22 protein-coding genes and 1 other RNA gene are annotated in these 18046 nt (G+C 65.0%); 7 read left to right on the forward strand and 16 right to left on the reverse strand.

The window, feature by feature from the left end:
- Positions 1 to 81 precede the first annotated feature (81 nt).
- From rplS to HUK72_RS09485, 7 genes are all read right to left on the reverse strand, one after another.
- Positions 82 to 450 carry a 50S ribosomal protein L19 gene (gene rplS / locus HUK72_RS09455; RefSeq protein ID WP_066554995.1) on the reverse strand — a complete coding sequence of 123 codons (369 nt, stop codon included), beginning with the start codon at positions 448 to 450 and terminating at the stop codon, positions 82 to 84.
- Entirely contained in the window at positions 447 to 1193 is a 747-nt protein-coding gene (gene trmD, locus HUK72_RS09460; RefSeq protein WP_176596564.1) for a tRNA (guanosine(37)-N1)-methyltransferase TrmD, read from the reverse strand. The genes rplS and trmD overlap by 4 nt, the downstream gene beginning before the upstream one ends.
- On the reverse strand, positions 1190 to 1462 hold the full coding sequence (locus HUK72_RS09465; protein ID WP_176596565.1) for a hypothetical protein: 273 nt from the start codon (positions 1460 to 1462) through the stop codon (positions 1190 to 1192). The genes trmD and HUK72_RS09465 overlap by 4 nt, the downstream gene beginning before the upstream one ends.
- Positions 1463 to 1595: 133 nt before the next feature.
- A complete protein-coding gene (rimM, locus tag HUK72_RS09470; protein WP_176596566.1) occupies positions 1596 to 2075 on the reverse strand; it encodes a ribosome maturation factor RimM in 480 nt (159 codons plus the stop codon).
- Positions 2076 to 2080: 5 nt separating this feature from the next.
- On the reverse strand, positions 2081 to 2548 hold the full coding sequence (gene rpsP, locus HUK72_RS09475; RefSeq protein WP_176596567.1) for a 30S ribosomal protein S16: 468 nt from the start codon (positions 2546 to 2548) through the stop codon (positions 2081 to 2083).
- A gap of 42 nt (positions 2549 to 2590) precedes the next feature.
- The gene (gene ffh, locus HUK72_RS09480) at positions 2591 to 4042 is read right to left on the reverse strand and encodes a signal recognition particle protein (RefSeq protein ID WP_176596568.1); all 1452 of its coding nucleotides are present in this window, start codon (positions 4040 to 4042) and stop codon (positions 2591 to 2593) included.
- A gap of 198 nt (positions 4043 to 4240) precedes the next feature.
- Positions 4241 to 4975 (reverse strand): hypothetical protein, encoded by a 735-nt coding sequence (locus HUK72_RS09485; protein WP_176596569.1) that lies wholly within the window; start codon positions 4973 to 4975, stop codon positions 4241 to 4243.
- 172 nt (positions 4976 to 5147) lie between these two features.
- Between HUK72_RS09485 and HUK72_RS09490 the strand changes: the two genes are divergently transcribed.
- From HUK72_RS09490 to ispZ, 5 genes are all read left to right on the forward strand, one after another.
- Positions 5148 to 6548, forward strand: a complete 1401-nt coding sequence (locus HUK72_RS09490) for an amino acid permease (protein ID WP_176596570.1) — start codon at positions 5148 to 5150, stop codon at positions 6546 to 6548.
- A gap of 41 nt (positions 6549 to 6589) precedes the next feature.
- Positions 6590 to 7390, forward strand: coding sequence for a diaminopimelate epimerase (gene dapF / locus HUK72_RS09495; RefSeq protein WP_176596571.1), 801 nt, complete (start codon positions 6590 to 6592; stop codon positions 7388 to 7390).
- Positions 7390 to 8646: a tRNA (N(6)-L-threonylcarbamoyladenosine(37)-C(2))-methylthiotransferase MtaB gene (gene mtaB / locus HUK72_RS09500; protein WP_176596572.1), complete on the forward strand. Its 1257-nt coding sequence runs from the start codon at positions 7390 to 7392 to the stop codon at positions 8644 to 8646. The genes dapF and mtaB overlap by 1 nt, the downstream gene beginning before the upstream one ends.
- Before the next feature lie 107 nt (positions 8647 to 8753).
- Positions 8754 to 9686 carry a signal recognition particle-docking protein FtsY gene (gene ftsY, locus HUK72_RS09505; protein ID WP_176596573.1) on the forward strand — a complete coding sequence of 311 codons (933 nt, stop codon included), beginning with the start codon at positions 8754 to 8756 and terminating at the stop codon, positions 9684 to 9686.
- A 130-nt stretch (positions 9687 to 9816) separates the two neighbouring features.
- Positions 9817 to 10467, forward strand: a complete 651-nt coding sequence (ispZ, locus tag HUK72_RS09510; protein WP_176596574.1) for a septation protein IspZ — start codon at positions 9817 to 9819, stop codon at positions 10465 to 10467.
- A gap of 151 nt (positions 10468 to 10618) precedes the next feature.
- On the opposite strand, the gene HUK72_RS09515 is transcribed toward ispZ, so the two are convergent.
- On the reverse strand, positions 10619 to 11176 hold the full coding sequence (locus tag HUK72_RS09515; RefSeq protein ID WP_176596575.1) for a urate hydroxylase PuuD: 558 nt from the start codon (positions 11174 to 11176) through the stop codon (positions 10619 to 10621).
- Positions 11177 to 11390: 214 nt separating this feature from the next.
- On the opposite strand from HUK72_RS09515, the gene HUK72_RS09520 reads away from it, so the two are divergent.
- On the forward strand, positions 11391 to 12005 hold the full coding sequence (locus HUK72_RS09520) for a superoxide dismutase (protein ID WP_176596576.1): 615 nt from the start codon (positions 11391 to 11393) through the stop codon (positions 12003 to 12005).
- A 124-nt stretch (positions 12006 to 12129) separates the two neighbouring features.
- Positions 12130 to 12567 carry a hemerythrin domain-containing protein gene (locus HUK72_RS09525; RefSeq protein ID WP_176596577.1) on the forward strand — a complete coding sequence of 146 codons (438 nt, stop codon included), beginning with the start codon at positions 12130 to 12132 and terminating at the stop codon, positions 12565 to 12567.
- 133 nt (positions 12568 to 12700) lie between these two features.
- Here the strand turns inward: HUK72_RS09525 and HUK72_RS09530 are convergent, their stop codons facing one another.
- The 8 genes from HUK72_RS09530 to HUK72_RS09565 form a co-directional block, all read right to left on the reverse strand.
- Positions 12701 to 13087, reverse strand: coding sequence for a (2Fe-2S) ferredoxin domain-containing protein (locus tag HUK72_RS09530; protein WP_176596578.1), 387 nt, complete (start codon positions 13085 to 13087; stop codon positions 12701 to 12703).
- The gene (locus HUK72_RS09535; RefSeq protein ID WP_176596579.1) at positions 13060 to 13608 is read right to left on the reverse strand and encodes a J domain-containing protein; all 549 of its coding nucleotides are present in this window, start codon (positions 13606 to 13608) and stop codon (positions 13060 to 13062) included. Before HUK72_RS09535 ends, HUK72_RS09530 begins: the two co-directional genes overlap by 28 nt.
- A gap of 217 nt (positions 13609 to 13825) precedes the next feature.
- An RNA gene (gene rnpB / locus HUK72_RS09540) (RNase P RNA component class A) lies at positions 13826 to 14211 on the reverse strand.
- A 67-nt stretch (positions 14212 to 14278) separates the two neighbouring features.
- Positions 14279 to 14977 (reverse strand): N-acetylmuramoyl-L-alanine amidase, encoded by a 699-nt coding sequence (locus HUK72_RS09545; RefSeq protein WP_176596580.1) that lies wholly within the window; start codon positions 14975 to 14977, stop codon positions 14279 to 14281.
- 113 nt (positions 14978 to 15090) lie between these two features.
- A complete protein-coding gene (locus tag HUK72_RS09550; protein WP_176596581.1) occupies positions 15091 to 15990 on the reverse strand; it encodes a protein-glutamate O-methyltransferase CheR in 900 nt (299 codons plus the stop codon).
- The gene (locus tag HUK72_RS09555; RefSeq protein ID WP_176596582.1) at positions 15990 to 17069 is read right to left on the reverse strand and encodes a chemotaxis protein CheB; all 1080 of its coding nucleotides are present in this window, start codon (positions 17067 to 17069) and stop codon (positions 15990 to 15992) included. Before HUK72_RS09555 ends, HUK72_RS09550 begins: the two co-directional genes overlap by 1 nt.
- Before the next feature lie 69 nt (positions 17070 to 17138).
- Positions 17139 to 17504: a response regulator gene (locus HUK72_RS09560; RefSeq protein ID WP_176596583.1), complete on the reverse strand. Its 366-nt coding sequence runs from the start codon at positions 17502 to 17504 to the stop codon at positions 17139 to 17141.
- 95 nt (positions 17505 to 17599) lie between these two features.
- Complete coding sequence (locus HUK72_RS09565) at positions 17600 to 18037, reverse strand: chemotaxis protein CheW (protein WP_176596584.1); 438 nt, start codon at positions 18035 to 18037, stop codon at positions 17600 to 17602.
- Positions 18038 to 18046 lie beyond the last annotated feature (9 nt).

Genomic DNA, 18046 nt, shown 5'->3' on the forward strand with positions numbered 1-18046 from the left:
TAAAAAGCAAAGAAAAAGGCGGCACCCGCATGGGGCGCCGCCTGTCTCTTTTTTACAACTGTCAAGACAGTGTGAAAGCGATCAATCCTCGCTGCGCACGTCGCGGCGCTCGGCAATGCGAGCGCGCTTGCCGGTGCGGCCACGCAGATAATAGAGCTTCGCGCGACGCACCACGCCCTTGCGGACGACGGTGATCGAATCGATGTTCGGGGAATAAAGCGGGAAGACGCGCTCCACACCTTCACCGAAGCTGATCTTGCGCACGGTGAAGTTGCTGCCCATGCCCTTGTTCGAGCGGGCGATGCAGACGCCTTCATAATTCTGGACGCGGCTGCGCTCACCTTCGATGACCTTCACACCGACGCGCAGCGTATCGCCGGGGCGGAATTCCGGAATATCCTTGGCGAGGGCCGCGATATTCTCGGCCTCGATCTGCTGGATCAAGTTCATGACTTCAAGTCCTGTTTTTCGCGTTGCGCACCAGAGGGCGACTGGTCCCGAACGCCGATATGGCGTTCCCAAAGGTCCGGCCGCCTTAGCCGTGTGTCATCCTCCGCCCTTTGTTTCCGCCAGGCGGCGATCTTCGCATGATCCCCCGATCGCAACACTTCGGGGATCGTACGCCCTTCCCATATAACGGGTCGGGTATAGTGGGGATATTCGAGAAGGCCGCTTTCGAAGCTCTCCTCATCCCCACTGGAAGCGGCGCCCATTACCCCAGGAAGCAGGCGGATGCAAGCATCCAGCAGCATCAAAGCGCCCATTTCTCCGCCGGAAAGGATGATGTCGCCCATGCTGATCTGCTCGACCGGGCGAGCCTCGAAAATCCGCTCGTCGAAACCCTCGAACCGGCCGCAGAGGATGGTGGCTCCGGGACCGGCGGCAAGCTGGCGAATGCGCCCCTGCGTGACCGGCGCGCCACGCGGCGTCATGGCGATGACGGGCAGGTCGGGAGCCTTTTCCAGCGCATGATCGATGGCTTTGGCCAGGATGTCCGCGCGCAGCACCATGCCCGCGCCGCCGCCCGCTGGCGTGTCATCCACCGTGCGATGCTTGTCCGCGGCGAAGTCGCGGATGTGGATGGGATCGCAGGCCCATTTCCCCTCCGCCAGCGCCCGCCCGGCGAGCGACACGCCCAGCGGCCCCGGAAACATCTCCGGATAGAGCGTCAATATCTGCGCCTGAAAGCTCACGTCTTGCGCGCCTTGAGCCACGCCCCCGCCATGCCGCCCAGCAGCGACGCAGCGCCGCCCAGCATCAGCGCAATGCCGATGGCGCGCAGCAGGTCTGCGAAGGGCCGGTCAGGCTGCATCAGCGCGGGCAGCAGGAACAGCATCGGGATGGGAATGACCAGCGCCATGGCCGCAGCGATCTTGAGCGCCCGCGACCAGGACATGGTGAAGAGCCGCCAACCAGCGGCGACCATCAGAAGCAGATAGAGAGCGGCAAGAAGTTTCGGCATGGTTCGCGCCCTCGTAATGCCTCTGATTAATTCACAACGTGCTCCTGCGAAGGCAGGAGCCCAGTTCAGACGGCGGGACTGGGCTCCTGCCTTCGCAGGAGCACGGCAGTTCTATTATCCAGCGAGCGAAAACTCAGGCCGCGAAAGCAGCCTCTATAACCGCCCGCTCATCCGCGATCGTCACCGCATGCATCGGCGCCATGAAGCGCTTGCCGTTGGGCCGCTCGACCTCGATGATGTCGCCCGCGCCGAAATTCTCGACCGCGACGATATTCCCCAATCCTTCGCCATCGCTGGAGAAACAGGGCAGATCGATCAGATCGGCATGATAATATTCGCCCTCGCCCAAGGCAGGCAAAGCCGAACGCGGCACGGTCAGTTCCGTGCCGCGCAGCCCTTCCGCCGCAGTGCGATCACCGACCTCGGCAAAGCGCGCCACCGCGCCATTGGGACCAGGACGCACCGACTTCAACGTCAGCGTGCGCCCCGCCGCATCGAAGCTGCCATAGGATTTGAGCGTCTCCGCCCCCTCCCCGAACAGCTTCAGACGGACTTCGCCCGCCACCCCATGCGCACCGATGATGACGGCGAGAGTGACGGGCTTGTCGGTCAAGTCGATCAGCCTTCGGTCTGCTCGGCGGCAGCTTCTTCAACCGGAGCGGCTTCTTCAGCAGCCGGAGCTTCCACGGCCGGAGCGGCAGCGGCTTCGGCGGCGGCAACCTTGGCGGCTTCGGCAGCTTCAGCGGCTTCCGCAGCCTTGGCGGCGCGGTCTTCGGCGCGATCCTTGGCCTTCTGACCCGGCTCAGCCTTCTTCGGGTTGTTGCGGACAGCGCGTTCCTTCACGCCGGCGGCGTCGAGGAAGCGGGCCACGCGGTCGGTCGGCTGGGCGCCGGCGGCAACCCAATGCTTCGCGCGCTCGACGTCGATCACGACGCGCTTCTCGTCGCCCTTGGGCAGGACGGGGTTGTAGCTGCCGATGCGCTCGATGAACTTGCCGTCACGCGGAGCGCGGCTGTCGGCCACGACGATGCGGTAATAGGGGCGCTTCTTGGAACCGCCGCGCGAAAGACGGATGGACGTTGCCATGGAAATTGACCTTTCTACTCTAAACCAAAATGTTGAATTTGCTTATTTCTTCAGGAAATTCTGAAAGCCGGGCGGCAGGTTCGGCATATTGCCGCCCAATCCCGGCAGACCCTGCGGAGGCGCGCCGCCACCGCCGAGCATCCCATCGAGCCCACCACCGGTGAACATCTTGGCCAGCCCCTTCAGGCCGCCCATCTTGCGGATCTTCTTCATCGCCGTTTCCATTTCCTGATGCATTTTCAGGAGACGGTTCACTTCCTGCACCGTGGTGCCGCTGCCCTTGGCGATGCGAATCTTGCGCTTGGCGTTGATGAGGGCGGGCTTTTCCCGCTCCTTGGGCGTCATGGAGCCGATCATCGCGTCGAGATGGATCAGCGTCTTGTCGTTGGCGCCGCTGTTCGCCATCGCCGCCTGCGCCTTTTTCAGCCCCGGCAGCATCCCCGCCAGCGCGCCAAGACCACCCATGCGGCGCATTTGACCCAACTGGGCGCGCAGATCGTTCATGTCGAACTGACCCTTGGCCATTTTCTTGGCGAGCTTTTCCGCTTCCTCGGCGTCGACCGCCTCGGCAGCCTTTTCGACCAGCGAGACGACATCGCCCATGCCCAGGATACGCTGCGCCACACGCGCCGGGTGGAACTGCTCGATCGCATCCAGCTTCTCGCCGGTACCCGCGAACTTGATCGGACGGCCCGTCACAGCACGCATCGACAGCGCCGCACCGCCACGGGCATCGCCGTCCATCCGGGTCAGCACCACGCCCGTCAGCGGCACCTGCGCGGTAAAGCTGGTCGCGACATTCACCGCGTCCTGACCGGTCAGCGAGTCGACCACCAGCAGGATTTCCGCCGGGTTGGAGACTTCGGCCACCGCCTTCATCTCGTCCATCAACGCTTGGTCGACGTGCAGACGGCCGGCGGTGTCCAGCATCACCACATCGAAGCCTTGCAGCTTCGCCGCTTGCAACGCCCGCTTGGCGATGTCGACCGGCTGCTGGCCCGGCACGATGGGCAGGGTCGCCACATCGGTCTGCGTGCCCAGCACCGCCAACTGTTCCTGCGCGGCGGGGCGCTGGACGTCGAGCGACGCCATCAGCACCTTCTTGCGCTCTTTTTCCTTGAGCCGCTTGGCGATCTTGGCCGTAGAGGTGGTCTTGCCCGACCCCTGCAAACCGACCATCATGATGACGGCGGGCGGGGTCACATCGATCAGCAGCTCGGAGGTTTCGGCGCCCAGCGTTTCGGTGAGCGTGTCCGAGACGATCTTGACGACCATCTGGCCCGGCGTGACCGAGCGCAGCACATCGCTGCCGACAGCCCGCTCCGTCGCCTGTTCGACGAACTGGCGGACGACGGGCAGGGCGACATCGGCCTCGAGCAGCGCGATTCGCACCTCGCGCATCGCGGCGCGGACATCGTCCTCCGTCAGCGCACCGCGCCCACGCAGCTTGTCGAATACCCCACCGAGACGATCGCTTAGCGAATCGAACATCATCACCTCATTTGGGCCGAAAAGCCCGGAAAACTGCGCCTACCCCGCCAAACGACAAAATCGCCGGCGGGCGAATCCTCGCCGGCCAGCGTCCATCCGAAGCTCCTCTTGAGCGCCATGGATCTGTCAGGGTATCAGGCAGCGGACCGCCCGATTGCAGGGGCGCCCTTAACGCAAGCGGGCGCCCGACGCAACCGAAACTCAGGCCGCCAAAGCCGAAGCGAGCCAGAGGAAGGGCGGCGTCGCGGCCAGCACCGGCACGGCCAGCCCTTCGACCGCGATCACCGCCGCGCCGACTCCATAGGCCGGATGCACCCGCCCGCGCGAGGCGAGATCATGCGCGATCCCCACCGCCACGAACAGCAACTGCCCACCCAACACCGCAAGCCCGCCCCAGGGCCCCAGCAGCGGCATCGGCAGGATGCGCCCCAGGGCAGGCCCGATGATCGCAATCATGGCGCAGAGCATCAGCCGCCGATGCCACTCGGTCCGGCGCCGCAACCGGATCGCGCCGGTCAGCAGCGTGACGAAGGCGATCAGCTCCAGCGCGCTCAACGCCAGGAAGATCGGCGGCGTGAAGAAAGGCGGCACGCGGTCGAGAACCACCGCCATGCTCACGGTGACGATGCCCAGCGGCACCATCGCCGCCGCCAACCCCACCGCCGCCCATCCCATGCGCCGGTGCAGGGTCATCGAGCCGCGATGGACGAAGGCATTCTGCATCACGAACAGCAGCGTCCAGCTCACGAACACCGCGCCATGGACATGCACCCAATAGGGCACGCGGCCGACATCCACCAACCCGCGCAACGCGAAGGAGCCGAAGCCGCCAATCACCGTCGCCGCGATGGCGACCGACATTCCCAGATAAAAGCCGTTATTCCGGACCCCAATATTCCGGACCGAATCCAGAACGGTCGACGCAGCAGCATCCATGGGACGCCCCCTCCCTGCAGAAGATGAAAGCCATCGCGACCTTTGTTTGCGTCCCTCTAACAGAATATCAGGGGAGTCGCGAGGGGCAGCGGCCTGTTGCCTTACATATGTACAAATTCCTCTTGCCAGCCGCGCCCGCGACGGCAAGACACCCGGAAAAGGGGAGAAAGATATGAGCTGGACGCGCCGCAAGCCGATGGAGGCGATGATGCCCGCCCATGAAGGGCACAGGCTGGCCCGCACCTTGTCCTGGCCGCATCTGCTGGCGCTGGGCGTGGGGGCGATTGTCGGGACCGGCATCCTGACCCTGATCGGCGTCGGCGCGGACCGGGCGGGGCCGGCGGTGCTGCTGTCCTTCGCCATTGCGGGCGCGATCTGCGCCTGCGCGGCGCTGGCCTATGCGGAACTTTCCACCATGATGCCCGCCGCCGGGAGCGCGTACAGCTACAGCTATGTCGTGCTGGGCGAAGGCATCGCCTGGATCGTCGGGTGGAGCCTGATCCTGGAATATTCGCTGGTGGTGTCGACCGTGGCGGTGGGCTGGTCGGGCTATGCCGCGCCTTTGCTGACCTCGATGGGCTTTCCGGAATTGCTCACCAAAGGACCGGAACTGGGCGGCCTCGTCAACCTGCCAGCCATCTTCATCATCGCCGTGGTGGCCGGGCTGCTGATGCTCGGCACCCATGAAAGCGCCCGGCTGAACTCGCTGCTCGTCCTCATCAAGATCGCGACCTTGAGCCTGTTCGTCGCCATCGCCCTGCCTGCCTTCGACGCGCAGAACCTCCATCCCTTCATGCCCTTCGGCTTCGCCAAGTCGATGGGTCCGGACGGGGTGGAGCGCGGCGTCATGGCGGCGGCGGCGATCATCTTCTTCGCATTCTACGGCTTCGACGCCATCTCCACCGCGGCGGAGGAAGCAAAGAACCCGGACCGCGACCTCGCCATCGGCATCGTCGGATCGCTGATCGTCTGCACCTTGATCTATGTGCTGGTCGCGGCGGCGGCCATCGGCGCCATGCCTTTCACCCGCTTTGCCGACAGTCCTGAACCGCTGGCGCTGATCCTGCGCGAAATGGGCCAGGGTCAGGTGGCGCGAATCGTCGCCATCGCGGCGGTGATCGCGCTGCCGACGGTGCTGCTGGGCTTCCTCTATGGGCAGAGCCGCATCTTCCTCGTCATGGCCCGCGACGGTTTCCTGCCGCAGCGGCTGGCGCAAATCTCGAAGCGCGGCACGCCCGCCCGGATCACCGCCGTCACCGCCGTGCTGGTCGCGATCATCGCGGGCGTGCTGCCCATCGACGAGATCGCCGCGCTCGCCAATGCGGGGACGCTGATCGCCTTCACCGCCGTGGGCGCCTGCCTGCTGATCCTGCGGCGGCGCAGCCCCGACATGAAACGCCCCTTCCGCACCCCGGCCGGATGGCTGGTCGGGCTGGGCGCGATCGGCGGCTGCGCCTATCTGTTCATCAGCCTGCCGATGAAGACTATCCTCGCCTGCCTGATCTGGAACGCCATCGGTCTGGCCGTCTATTTCCTCTATGGACGCAAGCGCGCATCGCTCAGCGCGGCATAGGCTGGTCTTTTCGCCTCACAAGCCTTACATGCGCGCCCACTATGGGCCGTTTTTCGAAGATGCATGGGCTGGGCAACGATTTTGTCGTGATCGACGCGCGGGAAGCCGCGCTCGACATGACGGCGGCGCGCGCGCAGGCCATTGCCGACCGTCATGCCGGGATCGGCTGCGACCAGCTCATCCTGATCGGCAACAGCACGCGCGCCGACGTGTCGATGCGCATCTTCAACAGCGACGGCGGCGAAGTGGAGGCCTGCGGCAACGCGACCCGCTGCGTGCCCCTGTTCGTCGGGCGCGACGTGCTGATCGAGACCAAGGCCGGGCTGCTGGACGCAAAGAGCGTCGACGGCGGCGCGAGCGTCGACATGGGCGAGCCCCGGCTGGAGTGGGACGCGATCCCCCTCTCCTACGCCATGGACACGCTGACCATGCCGGTAAGCTGGGAGGAGCTGCCCGCTCCGGTCGCGGTCAATGTCGGCAATCCGCACGTGATCTTCTTCTGCGACGATCTGGACGCGGTGGACATCGAGCGGCTGGGGCCGATGATCGAGACGGACCCGCTGTTCCCGGCCCGCGTGAACGTGAATTTCGCGCAAGTCGTAGGCGAGAATCACATCCGCCTGATCGTCTGGGAGCGCGGCGCGGGCCTGACGCGGGCCTGCGGCACCGGCGCCTGCGCGACAGCGGTGGCGGCGGTGCGGCGCAAGCTGGCGAGCGGGCCGACCCGCGTCACCTTGCCCGGCGGCGATCTGCTGATCGACTGGGCGCCGGGCGGGCACATCCTGATGACCGGCCCTGCCACCCATGTCTTCGATGGCGAGGCTGACTGGGCGCGCTTCTGATGAGCGGGCCGCAGATCATCACGCTCGGCTGCCGCCTCAATATCGCGGAAAGCGAGGCGATCCGCGAAATGGCGGGCGGGCAGGATGACCTGATCGTCGTCAACAGTTGCGCCGTGACGGGCGAAGCAGTCCGCCAGACCCGCCAGGCCATCCGCCGCGCCCGCCGGGACCGACCCGATGCGCGCATCATGGTGACGGGTTGCGCCGCCCAGACGGAGCCGGAGACCTTCGCCGCCATGGCCGAAGTCGACGCGGTGATCGGCAATCGCGAGAAGATGGACCCGGCTCACTACATCCCGTTCGTTTCGAGCGAAGTGAATGCCCCGGTCAAAGTCTCCGACATCATGTCCGTCCGCGAGACCGCGCCCCATATGGCGAGCGCCTTTGCCGAACATGCCCGCGCCTTCCTGGAGGTGCAGAATGGCTGCGACCATCGCTGCACCTTCTGCATCATCCCCTATGGCCGGGGGAACAGCCGCTCGGTCCCGGCCGGCGCCGTCATCGACAAGGCCAGGGAACTGGTCGACGCGGGCTATCAGGAAATCGTCCTGACCGGCGTGGACGTCACCAGCTACGGCCCCGACCTGCCCGGCGCGCCCTCGCTCGGCCTGCTGATCGAGCGCATCCTGAAGGGCGTGCCCGGCCTCCCCCGGCTGCGCCTCTCCTCGCTCGACAGCGTGGAGATCGATGAGCGCCTGTTCGACCTCATCGCCCATGAGCCGCGCATGATGCCGCACCTGCACCTTTCGCTTCAGGCGGGCGACGACATGATCCTCAAGCGCATGAAGCGCCGCCACAGCCGCAGCGACGCCGTCCGCATCGTGGAACGCCTCAAGGCCGCCCGTCCGGACATCAGCATCGGCGCCGACATCATCGCCGGCTTCCCGACCGAGGACGACGCGATGTTCGACAACAGCCTGAGGCTGGTCGAAGAATGCGCCATCGTCCACGGCCATATCTTCCCCTATTCCCCCCGCGCCGGCACCCCCGCCGCCCGCATACCGCAGGTCGACCGCGCCACCATCAAGGCCCGCGCCGCCCGGCTGCGCGCCGCCTGCGAGGCGCAGCGGGAAAGCTGGCTCCAGAGCCTCATCGGCTCCCGGCAAGCCGTGCTGGTCGAACGCAACGGGCTTTCCGGCCATGCGGAAAATTTCGCCCCGGTGCGCTTCACCGCGCCGCAATCCCCCTCCTCCATCATCCATGCGGCCATCACGGGCCTTGAGAATGGCGCGCTGATCGCGCAAGAGGCGGCGTGATAGGGATTTGTCATTCCCGCGAAGACGGGAATCCATCTCCGGCGCAAGCAGTTACGGATAAGGCGGGAGATGGATTCCCGCCCTCGCGGGAATGACGGTATTGCATAATGGCTGAAACATCCTGGCGCGATCGCCTCTTCGGCGGCCTCAAGCGCACGTCCGACAAGCTGGGGGAGAATCTCACCGGCCTCTTCGGCAAGGCCGCGCTCGACGAGCAGACCCTGGACGAGATCGAGGAAGCGCTGATCGTCAGCGACCTTGGCCCCGCCATGTCCGCCCGCGTGCGCGACCGTCTGTCCGAAGGGCGCTACAATCGCGAACTCACCGAAGATTATCTGCGCGAGATCATCGCGGAGGAGATCGAAAAGACCCTCGCTCCCGTCGCCCGCCCGCTGGAGATCGAGGCGTTCCCCCGCCCGCAGGTCATCCTGGTCATCGGCGTCAACGGGTCGGGCAAGACCACCACCATCGCCAAGCTCGCCAACCTCTTTCTGGAGCAGGATTATGGCGTGATGCTGGCGGCGGGCGACACGTTCCGCGCCGCCGCCATCGGCCAGCTCAAGGTCTGGGCGGAGCGGCTGGGCATCCCCATCGTCGCGGGCAAGGAAGGCGGCGACGCGGCGGGCATCGTGTTCGACGCGGTGAAGCAGGCGACGGAAACCGGCATCGACGTGCTGATCGTCGACACGGCGGGCCGCCTTCAGAACAAGACCGAACTGATGGACGAGCTGGCGAAGATTCGCCGCGTGCTGGGCCGGTTGAACCCGGCGGCGCCGCATGACGTTGTGCTGGTGCTGGATGCCACCACGGGACAGAATGCGTTGAGCCAGATCGAGGTGTTCAAGGAAGTCGCGCAGGTGACGGGGCTGGTCATGACCAAGTTGGACGGCACCGCGCGCGGCGGCGTGCTGGTCGCGGCGGCGGAGAAATACCGCCTGCCCATCCATGCTATCGGCGTGGGCGAGAAGATCGAGGATTTGCGGCCGTTCGATCCGGGCGACATGGCGCGGGCGATTGCGGGGACGGCCTATGCGCGGTGACTTCGCTTGCCACCCTTCCCATCCCTTTTCCGTCATTCCCGCGAAGGCGGGGATCCATCTCCCGACCTTGCAACTGGGGATATGGCAGGAGATGGGTTCCCGCCTTCGCGGGAATGACGAAGGATAATATATGGCTGACCCCAAAAAACCCGCCCACAACGGCAATCTCAGCCTCGCGCTGGACTTCGGCCCTCTCCTCGTCTTCTTCCTGAGCTACAAGGGGACGGGCTGGCTCTGGGGGCCGGGCAATCCGATCACCGCCATGATATTCGGCACCGCTGCCTTCATGGCCGCAATCGTCGTCGCCGTGATCGTCTCCAGGGTGAAGCTGGGCCGCGTGTCGCCCATGCTCTGGCTCTCCGCGCTACTGATCCTCTTCTTCGGCGGCCTCACCATCTATTTCCGCGACCAGAGCTTCATCCAGTTGAAGCCGACCATCATCTACGCCTTTTTCGCGCTGATGCTGTTCGCGGGGCTGATGCGGGGCAAGCCGCTGCTCAAATATCTGCTGCAGGCCGCCTATGACGGGCTGACGGAGACCGGCTGGCGCAAGCTGTCGCGCAACTGGGCCTTGTTCTTCGTCGCCATGGCGCTCGCCAATGAGATCATGCGCCGGACGATGAGCTTCGATAGCTGGCTGGCCGTCAAGGTGTGGGGCGTGACCATCGTGTCGGTCGTCTTCGCCGCCGCCAATATCCCAATGCTGATGCGCCACGGCCTCGACCTGGGCGAGAAGCTGGACAGCGAAGAGATAGGCGAAACCACCCCGCCGCAGGGTTGAGATCGGCCGGGCGACCTGTCCGATTAAGTGGGCCGTGTTCCTGCGCAGGCAGGAACCCAGTTGAGACGTCGGAACTGGACTCTCACCATCCACTCGTCTCGTTCGAGTGCCTGCGCAGGAGCATGTCACACTTCATTCGGTCAAAGCAAAATCAGCTAAAATTCACCATGCAATAGAGCATCGCCAGCGACAGCAGGGTGTTGATCCGGCTGAACATCATCGCGGTGGTCGCCGCCTTCGCCTTCACGTCATCCTCCGCCGGGACGATGCCCAGCGCCTTCTTCTGGTTCGGCCAGATCACGAACCAGACGTTGAACGCCATGATCAGCGCCAGCCACATGCCGATGCCGATCAGCGTATAGGGCGCCTGCACCAACAGCGCCTGATGGATATAGCCCGCCAGCCAGGCCACGATCAGCCCGGTCAGCACCGTCATCGCCGCGCCCCAGCGGAAGAAGAACAGGGCGGCGGGCGCGATATGCTTGGAAACGCCCGGCTTCAGTTCCGCCGGGATTTTCGGCATGGTCGGGATCTGGACGAAATTGAAATAATAAAGCAGCCCGATCCAGGTGATGCCGAAGAAGAGGTGCAGCCATCGGAAGATCGTGTTGGCGTCCACCATCCCCGCATGCGCGCCGAACATGACCGCGATCGCGAGCAGCAGCCCCGCGACCAGCACAAGATGCAGATTGCCGAAGAATTTTGCCATGGACCCTTCCCCCAAGTTTCCGACCGCCGCATTCTCCGGGCGGCCTGACCGGTGATGCTATGCGATCGTTACGCCGCTGTCACATGGATATTTCCGTATCTTAGACGAAAATATCCTGTTTTCCGTCAGCCGATAACGCTGCTAGGGGCGGGGAGCCTTCCGGCCGCATCATCGTTATGTGGCCATCCGACCCAAGAACCCGAGGAGTTCCCACATGGCCTTTGTCCTGCCCCCCCTGCCCTATCCCAAGGATGCTTTTGGCGACATTTTGACCGCCGAAACCTTCGATTTCCACCATGGCAAGCACCATAATGCCTATGTCGTGAAGGCCAATGAACTGGTCGCCGCCGACGCCGCGCTCCAGGGCAAGTCGCTGGTCGAACTGATCAAGTCGTCCAAGGGCGGCCTGTTCAACCAGGTCGGCCAGATCTGGAACCACACTTTCTATTGGCAGTCGCTCTCGCCCGCCAAGACCGCGCCAAGCGGCGAGCTGCTGGCCAAGATCGAAGAAGCCTTCGGCTCGGTCGACGCGCTGGTGGAAAAGCTGAAGGCCGAAGCCGTCGGCCATTTCGCCAGCGGCTGGGCCGCACTGATCCTGAAGGACGGCAAGCTGGAAGTGACCAGCTATCACGACGCCGACACGCCGGTCGCGCATGAAGGCCACGCGCCGCTGCTGATCCTCGATGTGTGGGAACATGCCTATTATATCGACTATCGCAACGCCCGCCCCAACTATGCCGACCGCGTCCTCAAGGAAGCGATCAACTGGGATTTCGCGGCGCAGAATCTCGACGGCCAGGGCGTCAGCCGCGCCGATCAGCCCGCCTGAACGACAGATCGCCCGCCGCGTGGGACGCGCGGCGGGCGATCCATCCAAGTCTTTGCGAAGACGGCACAACCGTTTCTTAACCCCGCTATCGGAAGATGCTTTACAGGGGACGAGGGAAACGGTCATGGACCTCGACGAATTGCAAAGACAGCATGACGAACTGGAGGCTCTCGCGGCCCGGTTTCGGCAAGCGATCGCGGACGACGGCAATCCGCAAAGACTGGGCACGCTGCGCTGGCAATTCGCCCGGCTGCTGATGGCGCATCTGGCGCTGGAAGACCGGATTTTCTACCCCAATATGCAGCGGCAGGCGCATGATCTGCTGCGCGACACGGCAGGCCGGCTCGAAATCGAGATGGCGCCGATCGCCCAAGCCTTTTCCGCCTATATGTCCCGCTGGAGCGACGATCGGATCGAGCGCGAATGGGCGGATTTCTGCTACGAAAGCCGCGAGATGCTGGGCGCCATCCTGAACCGGATGCATAAGGAAGAGGGGCTGCTGATGCCTCTGCTCGCGGATGCCGGATTGATCGAGGCGCCGCGAATCAGGCGCGTGGGTTAAGGGCGCGTCGAAATTTGGTTCAGGGCAGCGATGAGAGGCTGGTGGACATCCCCCTATCGTCACCCCGGACTTGATCCGGGGTCCCGCTGCCTTCGTCGGCGGGGTGCGGCCTCAAAAAAAGCGGGCCCCCGGGTCAAGCCCGGGGTGACGTGGGAACAGCAATATCTCGGTCGGGACGGCTCGACGACTCGCCAAGCGGAGCCAATTCCAGCGCCCCGGCCAGTTCATCCAGATCGGCGCCCGGCCGCACCAGCAACCAATCGCGCGCCTGCGCGCCATTCACGACCGTCACCGCGCCCTTGGGGCAGACGCCCAGGCAATTGACCTCGACGATCCCCGCCCCCGCCTTGCGCCCCTTTTTCAGCGAAAGATGCCGACGCAGCGCCTTAGCCAGCCGTTCATCGCCATCGGGACCAAAACCGCCGTCCAGCTTCTTCGAACATTTGCGGCAGACCAGCACCGCATGATCCCAGTTCGACCGGACGCGATCCTTCAATCCGCGCGCTCCCGCGGCTTCCACGTCCGCCGCTCCTCGGCGGCGCGCAGCACTTCATAAGCGGCCTGGATCGTCTGGAAGCGCACGGCTGCCTGCGCGTCGCCGGGCTTCACGTCGGGATGATATTCCTTGGCCAGACGCCGCCAGCTTTTCTTCACCGCCTCGAAATCGGCGTCGTCCTCCAGCTCCAGTGCCTGGAGCGCATGCATCTCGTCCCGCGAGCGGGTGCCATCGCCCGGCCCGCCCCAGCCATGATAGGCGCTGTTCTGATAGCCGCCCGCGTCGCGCCGCTCGGCCCGCTCGCGCTGTTCCCGCTCCTCCCGGTCGAGGCCCTGAAAATAATCCCAGTTGCGGTTATATTCCGCCGCATGATCGGTGCAGAAATACCAGCGCTCGCGGCTGTTGGGCGATTTGGGCGCGGGGCAGTCGCCGGGGCGGTCGCAGCCGTGCCGGTCGCACAGACGCACCTGCTGCGCCTCACGCGATGCGCCATAGCTGCGCCAGCGGGGAAAACCCCAGTCATTGGATCGGCTGCTTCTTGCCATGGTTCCCAAATTAGGCAGGCCGCAGGCGGAAAGCCACCCCGGCTGCGGATGAAAATTGCCGTTATTTAAATCCTCCCCATCGCAAGATGGGGAGGGGGACCGTTCGCGAAGCGAAGGGTGGAGGGGCCGTCGCGCTAGCGACGGTTGCACCGTCGCCCCCTCCACCACTCGCTTCGCGAGCGGTCCCCCTCCCCATGCTCCGCATAGGGAGGAATAAAATGCCAGAGGGCCTGTAAGCCGGGTTCTGTCCCCCTCTTGCGAAGGGTGGCGACCATTCCTCTAGGGGACGGATTGCTCCGTCCCTCAAGCAACCAACCCGGGCGGTCTCAGCCGAAACAGGCCTAGCAGCCGAAACTGCGCGCCGCCCCTATTCGGTCTTGCTCCCGGTGGGGTTTACCGTGCCGCCTTCCGTTGCCGGAGACGCGGTGCGCTCTTACCGCACCCTTTCAATTTCGCTGAGCCGAAGCTGTAGCGACCTGCTTTCTGTTGCACTGTCCCTTGGATCACTCCAGCCGGCCGTTAGCCGGCACCGTCATTTCGTGGAGCCCGGACTTTCCTCGCCGTGGAAGTTACCCGCCACGCCGCGGCCGCCCGGCCCTCTGGCAGAGGCGCCTATACACAGGTCCAACGCTCCCGTCATCCCCGCTTAATCATCGCGCCGCTTAAGGCCCTAGTCCTCACCCTGGGGCTTGGGCAGCAGCAGCGCCAGCAGGATCGCCCGGCACTCGCCATCGATGATCCCGTCGATCAGCTCCGGCCGGAAGCGCCGCTGGAACGCCACCACCGCCGCCTGCGGCTCGGCAATGTCGTATCCGAAACGCTCCAGCGCCAGCATGAAGCCGCCGTCGCTCCAATGCGGGTCCATCAGATTCTTGGTCGGGCGCGGCAGGGCCAGCCGCAGCCGCGCCAATTGCCCCCAGGGGAAAAGCTCGCCCGGGTCCTGCTTGCGCGCCGGGGCGACGTCGCTATGGCCGACGATGTTGCCACGGGTGATCTTGTGGCGCTGCACGATCTGGTGGATCAGCGGGATCAGCGACCCCATCTGCGCGTCCGGGAAGGGCCGGTAGCCCCATTCATGCCCCGGATTGACGATCTCTATGCCGATGCTCGCGGAATTGATGTCGTCGATGCCGCGCCAATGCGCCCGCCCCGCATGCCAGGCGCGCTTGTCCTCATCCACCATGCGGATGACCTGCCCATCCTCCGTCACGACATAATGGGCGGACACCTTCGATTCCGGGCTGGCCATCCAGTTGATCGCGGTCGCCGCGTCGGCCATCCCGGTATAGTGCAGCACCAGCATGGAAACCGGCAGGCTGCGCTCGTCGAAATTGGGGGACGGCGTATCGATCATCGGAAAGTCGGTCATCGCGAAGGGCCAGTCACTCGCACTCGTCTGTCAGCGTCTTGGGAACGCGGGCAGACCATGACCCACAGCGGCAGGCCAATCAAGCGGAACGCAGCATTTTCCGGCCAGGCGGATCAAAGCGCCCGGCGCAGCGCCCCGTCCGGCCGCGCCATAGCGTCGGCACGGCGACCATAGCCGCCGCGAAATTCGGCATGGGGCACGAAATCGTCGCTATGCCCGATCACCGTCTCGCCCGCGCCCAGCAGCAGCACGGACCGCGCGTGGCTGTGCCGCGCCAGCAGGCGAAGCACGCTCTGGCGCCGCTCCGGCGTGAAGTAGAGCAGCACGTTGCGGCAGAGCAGAAGGTCATATTCGCCCTTGGGCGTCCGCGCATCGAACAGATTGTCGGTGCGGAAATCGATCATCTGGCGCAGCGCCGGATTGGCGCACCAATCCTCGCCCGAAGGTTCGAACCATTTGAGCAGGTCGCCCACCGGCAGGCCGCGCTGCACGTCCATCTGGGTGAAGATGCCCGCCTTCGCCTGATCGATGGCGGCGGTGGAGATGTCGGTCGCCAATATCTCGATCCGCCAGCCGCGCCAGCGGGCCATGTCGTTGCAGAGCTGGATCGCCAGCGAATAAACCTCCTGCCCCGTCGAGCAGCCCGCGCTCCAGATGCGCAGCGTCCGGTCGGACCGCTGCGCATGGATGTGCGGCAGGATATGGCGATGAATCATGTCGAAAATCTGGAAATCGCGGAAAAAGCTGCTTTCATTGTTGAGCAGCGCGTTGACCACGTCATTTTCCAGCGCCGCGTCCTTGCGCGCCATCAGCCGGGACGCCAGCGCGTCCATATCCGTCAGGCCATGGGCGCGCAGCACCGGCTTCAGCGCCGTTTCCATCCGCCAGGCCCGGCTTTCGGACAATATCTGCCCCGTGCGCGCTTCCAGCAGGCCGGAAAAGACGCGCGCCGCCCCGCGAGAGGAGGAATCGGAACCGGACGGGACAGAGTGGGCCGAGGGGGGCAATGCCATCAGTTTCTGTTCTTTCCTCTTCGCGCCACGAAATCCATGATCGCATGGGGTTCCAGCAGAGCGCAGTGCAATCCTTCTCCCGCGATCGAACCGGGCATGCCCCAGACGACGCTGCTCGCCTCGTCCTGCGCCACGATCCAGCCGCCCGCCGCCACAATGTCGCGCCCGCCGACCGTGCCGTCGCGGCCCATGCCGGTCAGCACCACGCCTGCCGCGCCCGCGCCATAGACATGCGCCATGCTGGCGAACATCGGGTCCACGCCGGGCAGGTTGCCCGCCGGGGTGCGATCCGGGTTCAGCATGACGGACACGCGGCCGTAAAGCCCCTGCCGCAACTGGAGATTGCCGTCGCCCGGCGCGACATAGACGATGTCCGGAGCCAGGATTTCGCCCTGTTCCGCCACCTTGACGCGCAGCGATGTCATGCGGCCCAATTGCTGGACGAAATAATGAGTGAAGCTGGCCGGCAGATGCTGGGTCAGCAGGATCGGCACGCCCAGCGGCGCGGCCAGACCGGCGAACAGCTGTCCCAGCGCATGGATGCCGCCGGTCGATGCGCCAATGCCCAGACAGGCGAGCGGCTGGGCCGCCTGCTCCGGTTCGACCCGCAGCGGAGGGCGCATCACGACCGGCGCCGCCGCGCCGTTGAACAGGCGCGACAGCCGGTCGATCAGCGCCTGGGGAAAATGCTCGCCAAAGCTGCCGCTGCCGGGCTTGGCCAATATGTCGCTCGCGCCTAAGGCCAGCGCCTCGACCGCCGCGGCGCTCCCCTCCTCGCAATTGCCGGACAGGATCACGACCTTGGCGCGCGGGTTGATCCGCAGGATCGCGGGCAGCGCCATCAGCCCGCTCTGCCCCGCCAGTTCGATATCCAGCAGGACCAGGTCGACCTCATGCTCGCTCAGATAGGCCAGCGCATGTTCGGCGCTGTTGGTCTTGTGGGAGACCGAAAATCGCAGGTCGGCGTTCAATATCCGTTCGATGACCGTCCGGACCACGACCGAATCGTCGACGATCAGGGTGCGCAGCGCCCTGTCTTCGTCCCGGTTGCTGGCCATGATCGGCACGTGAACGGTCATCGAGGGAAATCTTTCTGAACGAAGGCGGGAAATCAGGGCAGGAGAAGGGCGAGCAATCGCCGGGCGGCGTCAGATCACGCCGACGATCGACAATTTGCTTTCCAGCGTCTCCCGGTCGAACGGTTTCATCACATATTCGTCCGCGCCCGCTTCGACGGCGGCCTTGATATGGCTGATGCCGTTTTCCGTGGTGCAGAAGATGATCTTGGGCCGCGCCGCCAGCTTGGCGCCCGGCAGCGCCTGGAGGAACTCCATCCCGCTCATCACCGGCATGTTCCAGTCGAGCAGGACGACGTCGGGCAGGGACGTTTCGCATTGCGCGAGGGCGTCACGGCCGTCGACCGCTTCGCTGACCTGAAGGTCGAGCGATTCCAATATGTGGCGGGCAACTTTGCGGATGACCTTCGAATCATCCACGACCAAGCAGTTTTTCATAGAGCGTCCCTTGTTTTGCGTCCCATCTTCAGGAGCCTTAACCGGCAAAGGCGAGGATTTGGTAAACGTTGGTACAAGATCGTCATGCTGCCCGTTCATGCCGCCTGGGCCACCGCGCCCGCCTCGATGAAGCCGCTCAGCGACACGAGCAGATAGGGCTGCCCCTCATGCTCCACCAGGCCCCGGGCATAGGGCGACCAGACGGGATCGAGCTGACCGCGCAGCGGCAGCTCGCCCTCCAGCACCTGGCAGATGTCGTAGACGGCATCGACCATCAGCCCGTAGCTGTGGCCGCTAATGTCCGCGATGATGGCGAAGCCGCGCTGCTCCGCGGGCGTCGGCCGCCCCCGCACCAGCGCCGCGACGTCGATGATGGTCAGCACCCGGCTGCGCAGCGCGGAAAGCCCGGCGACATGCGCGCCCATGCCCGGCACCGGCGAGATGTCGGTCAGCTTGACCACCGCCTCGACCTCCCGGGTTTCGACGGCGACCCGCGTGCCGGCCAGCGTGGCGAAGAGATAAAGCTGGTTCATATCCTTATC

The organism is Sphingobium sp. 15-1 (genome assembly GCF_013375535.1).
In the GTDB taxonomy this organism is placed as follows: domain Bacteria; phylum Pseudomonadota; class Alphaproteobacteria; order Sphingomonadales; family Sphingomonadaceae; genus Sphingobium; species Sphingobium aromaticivastans.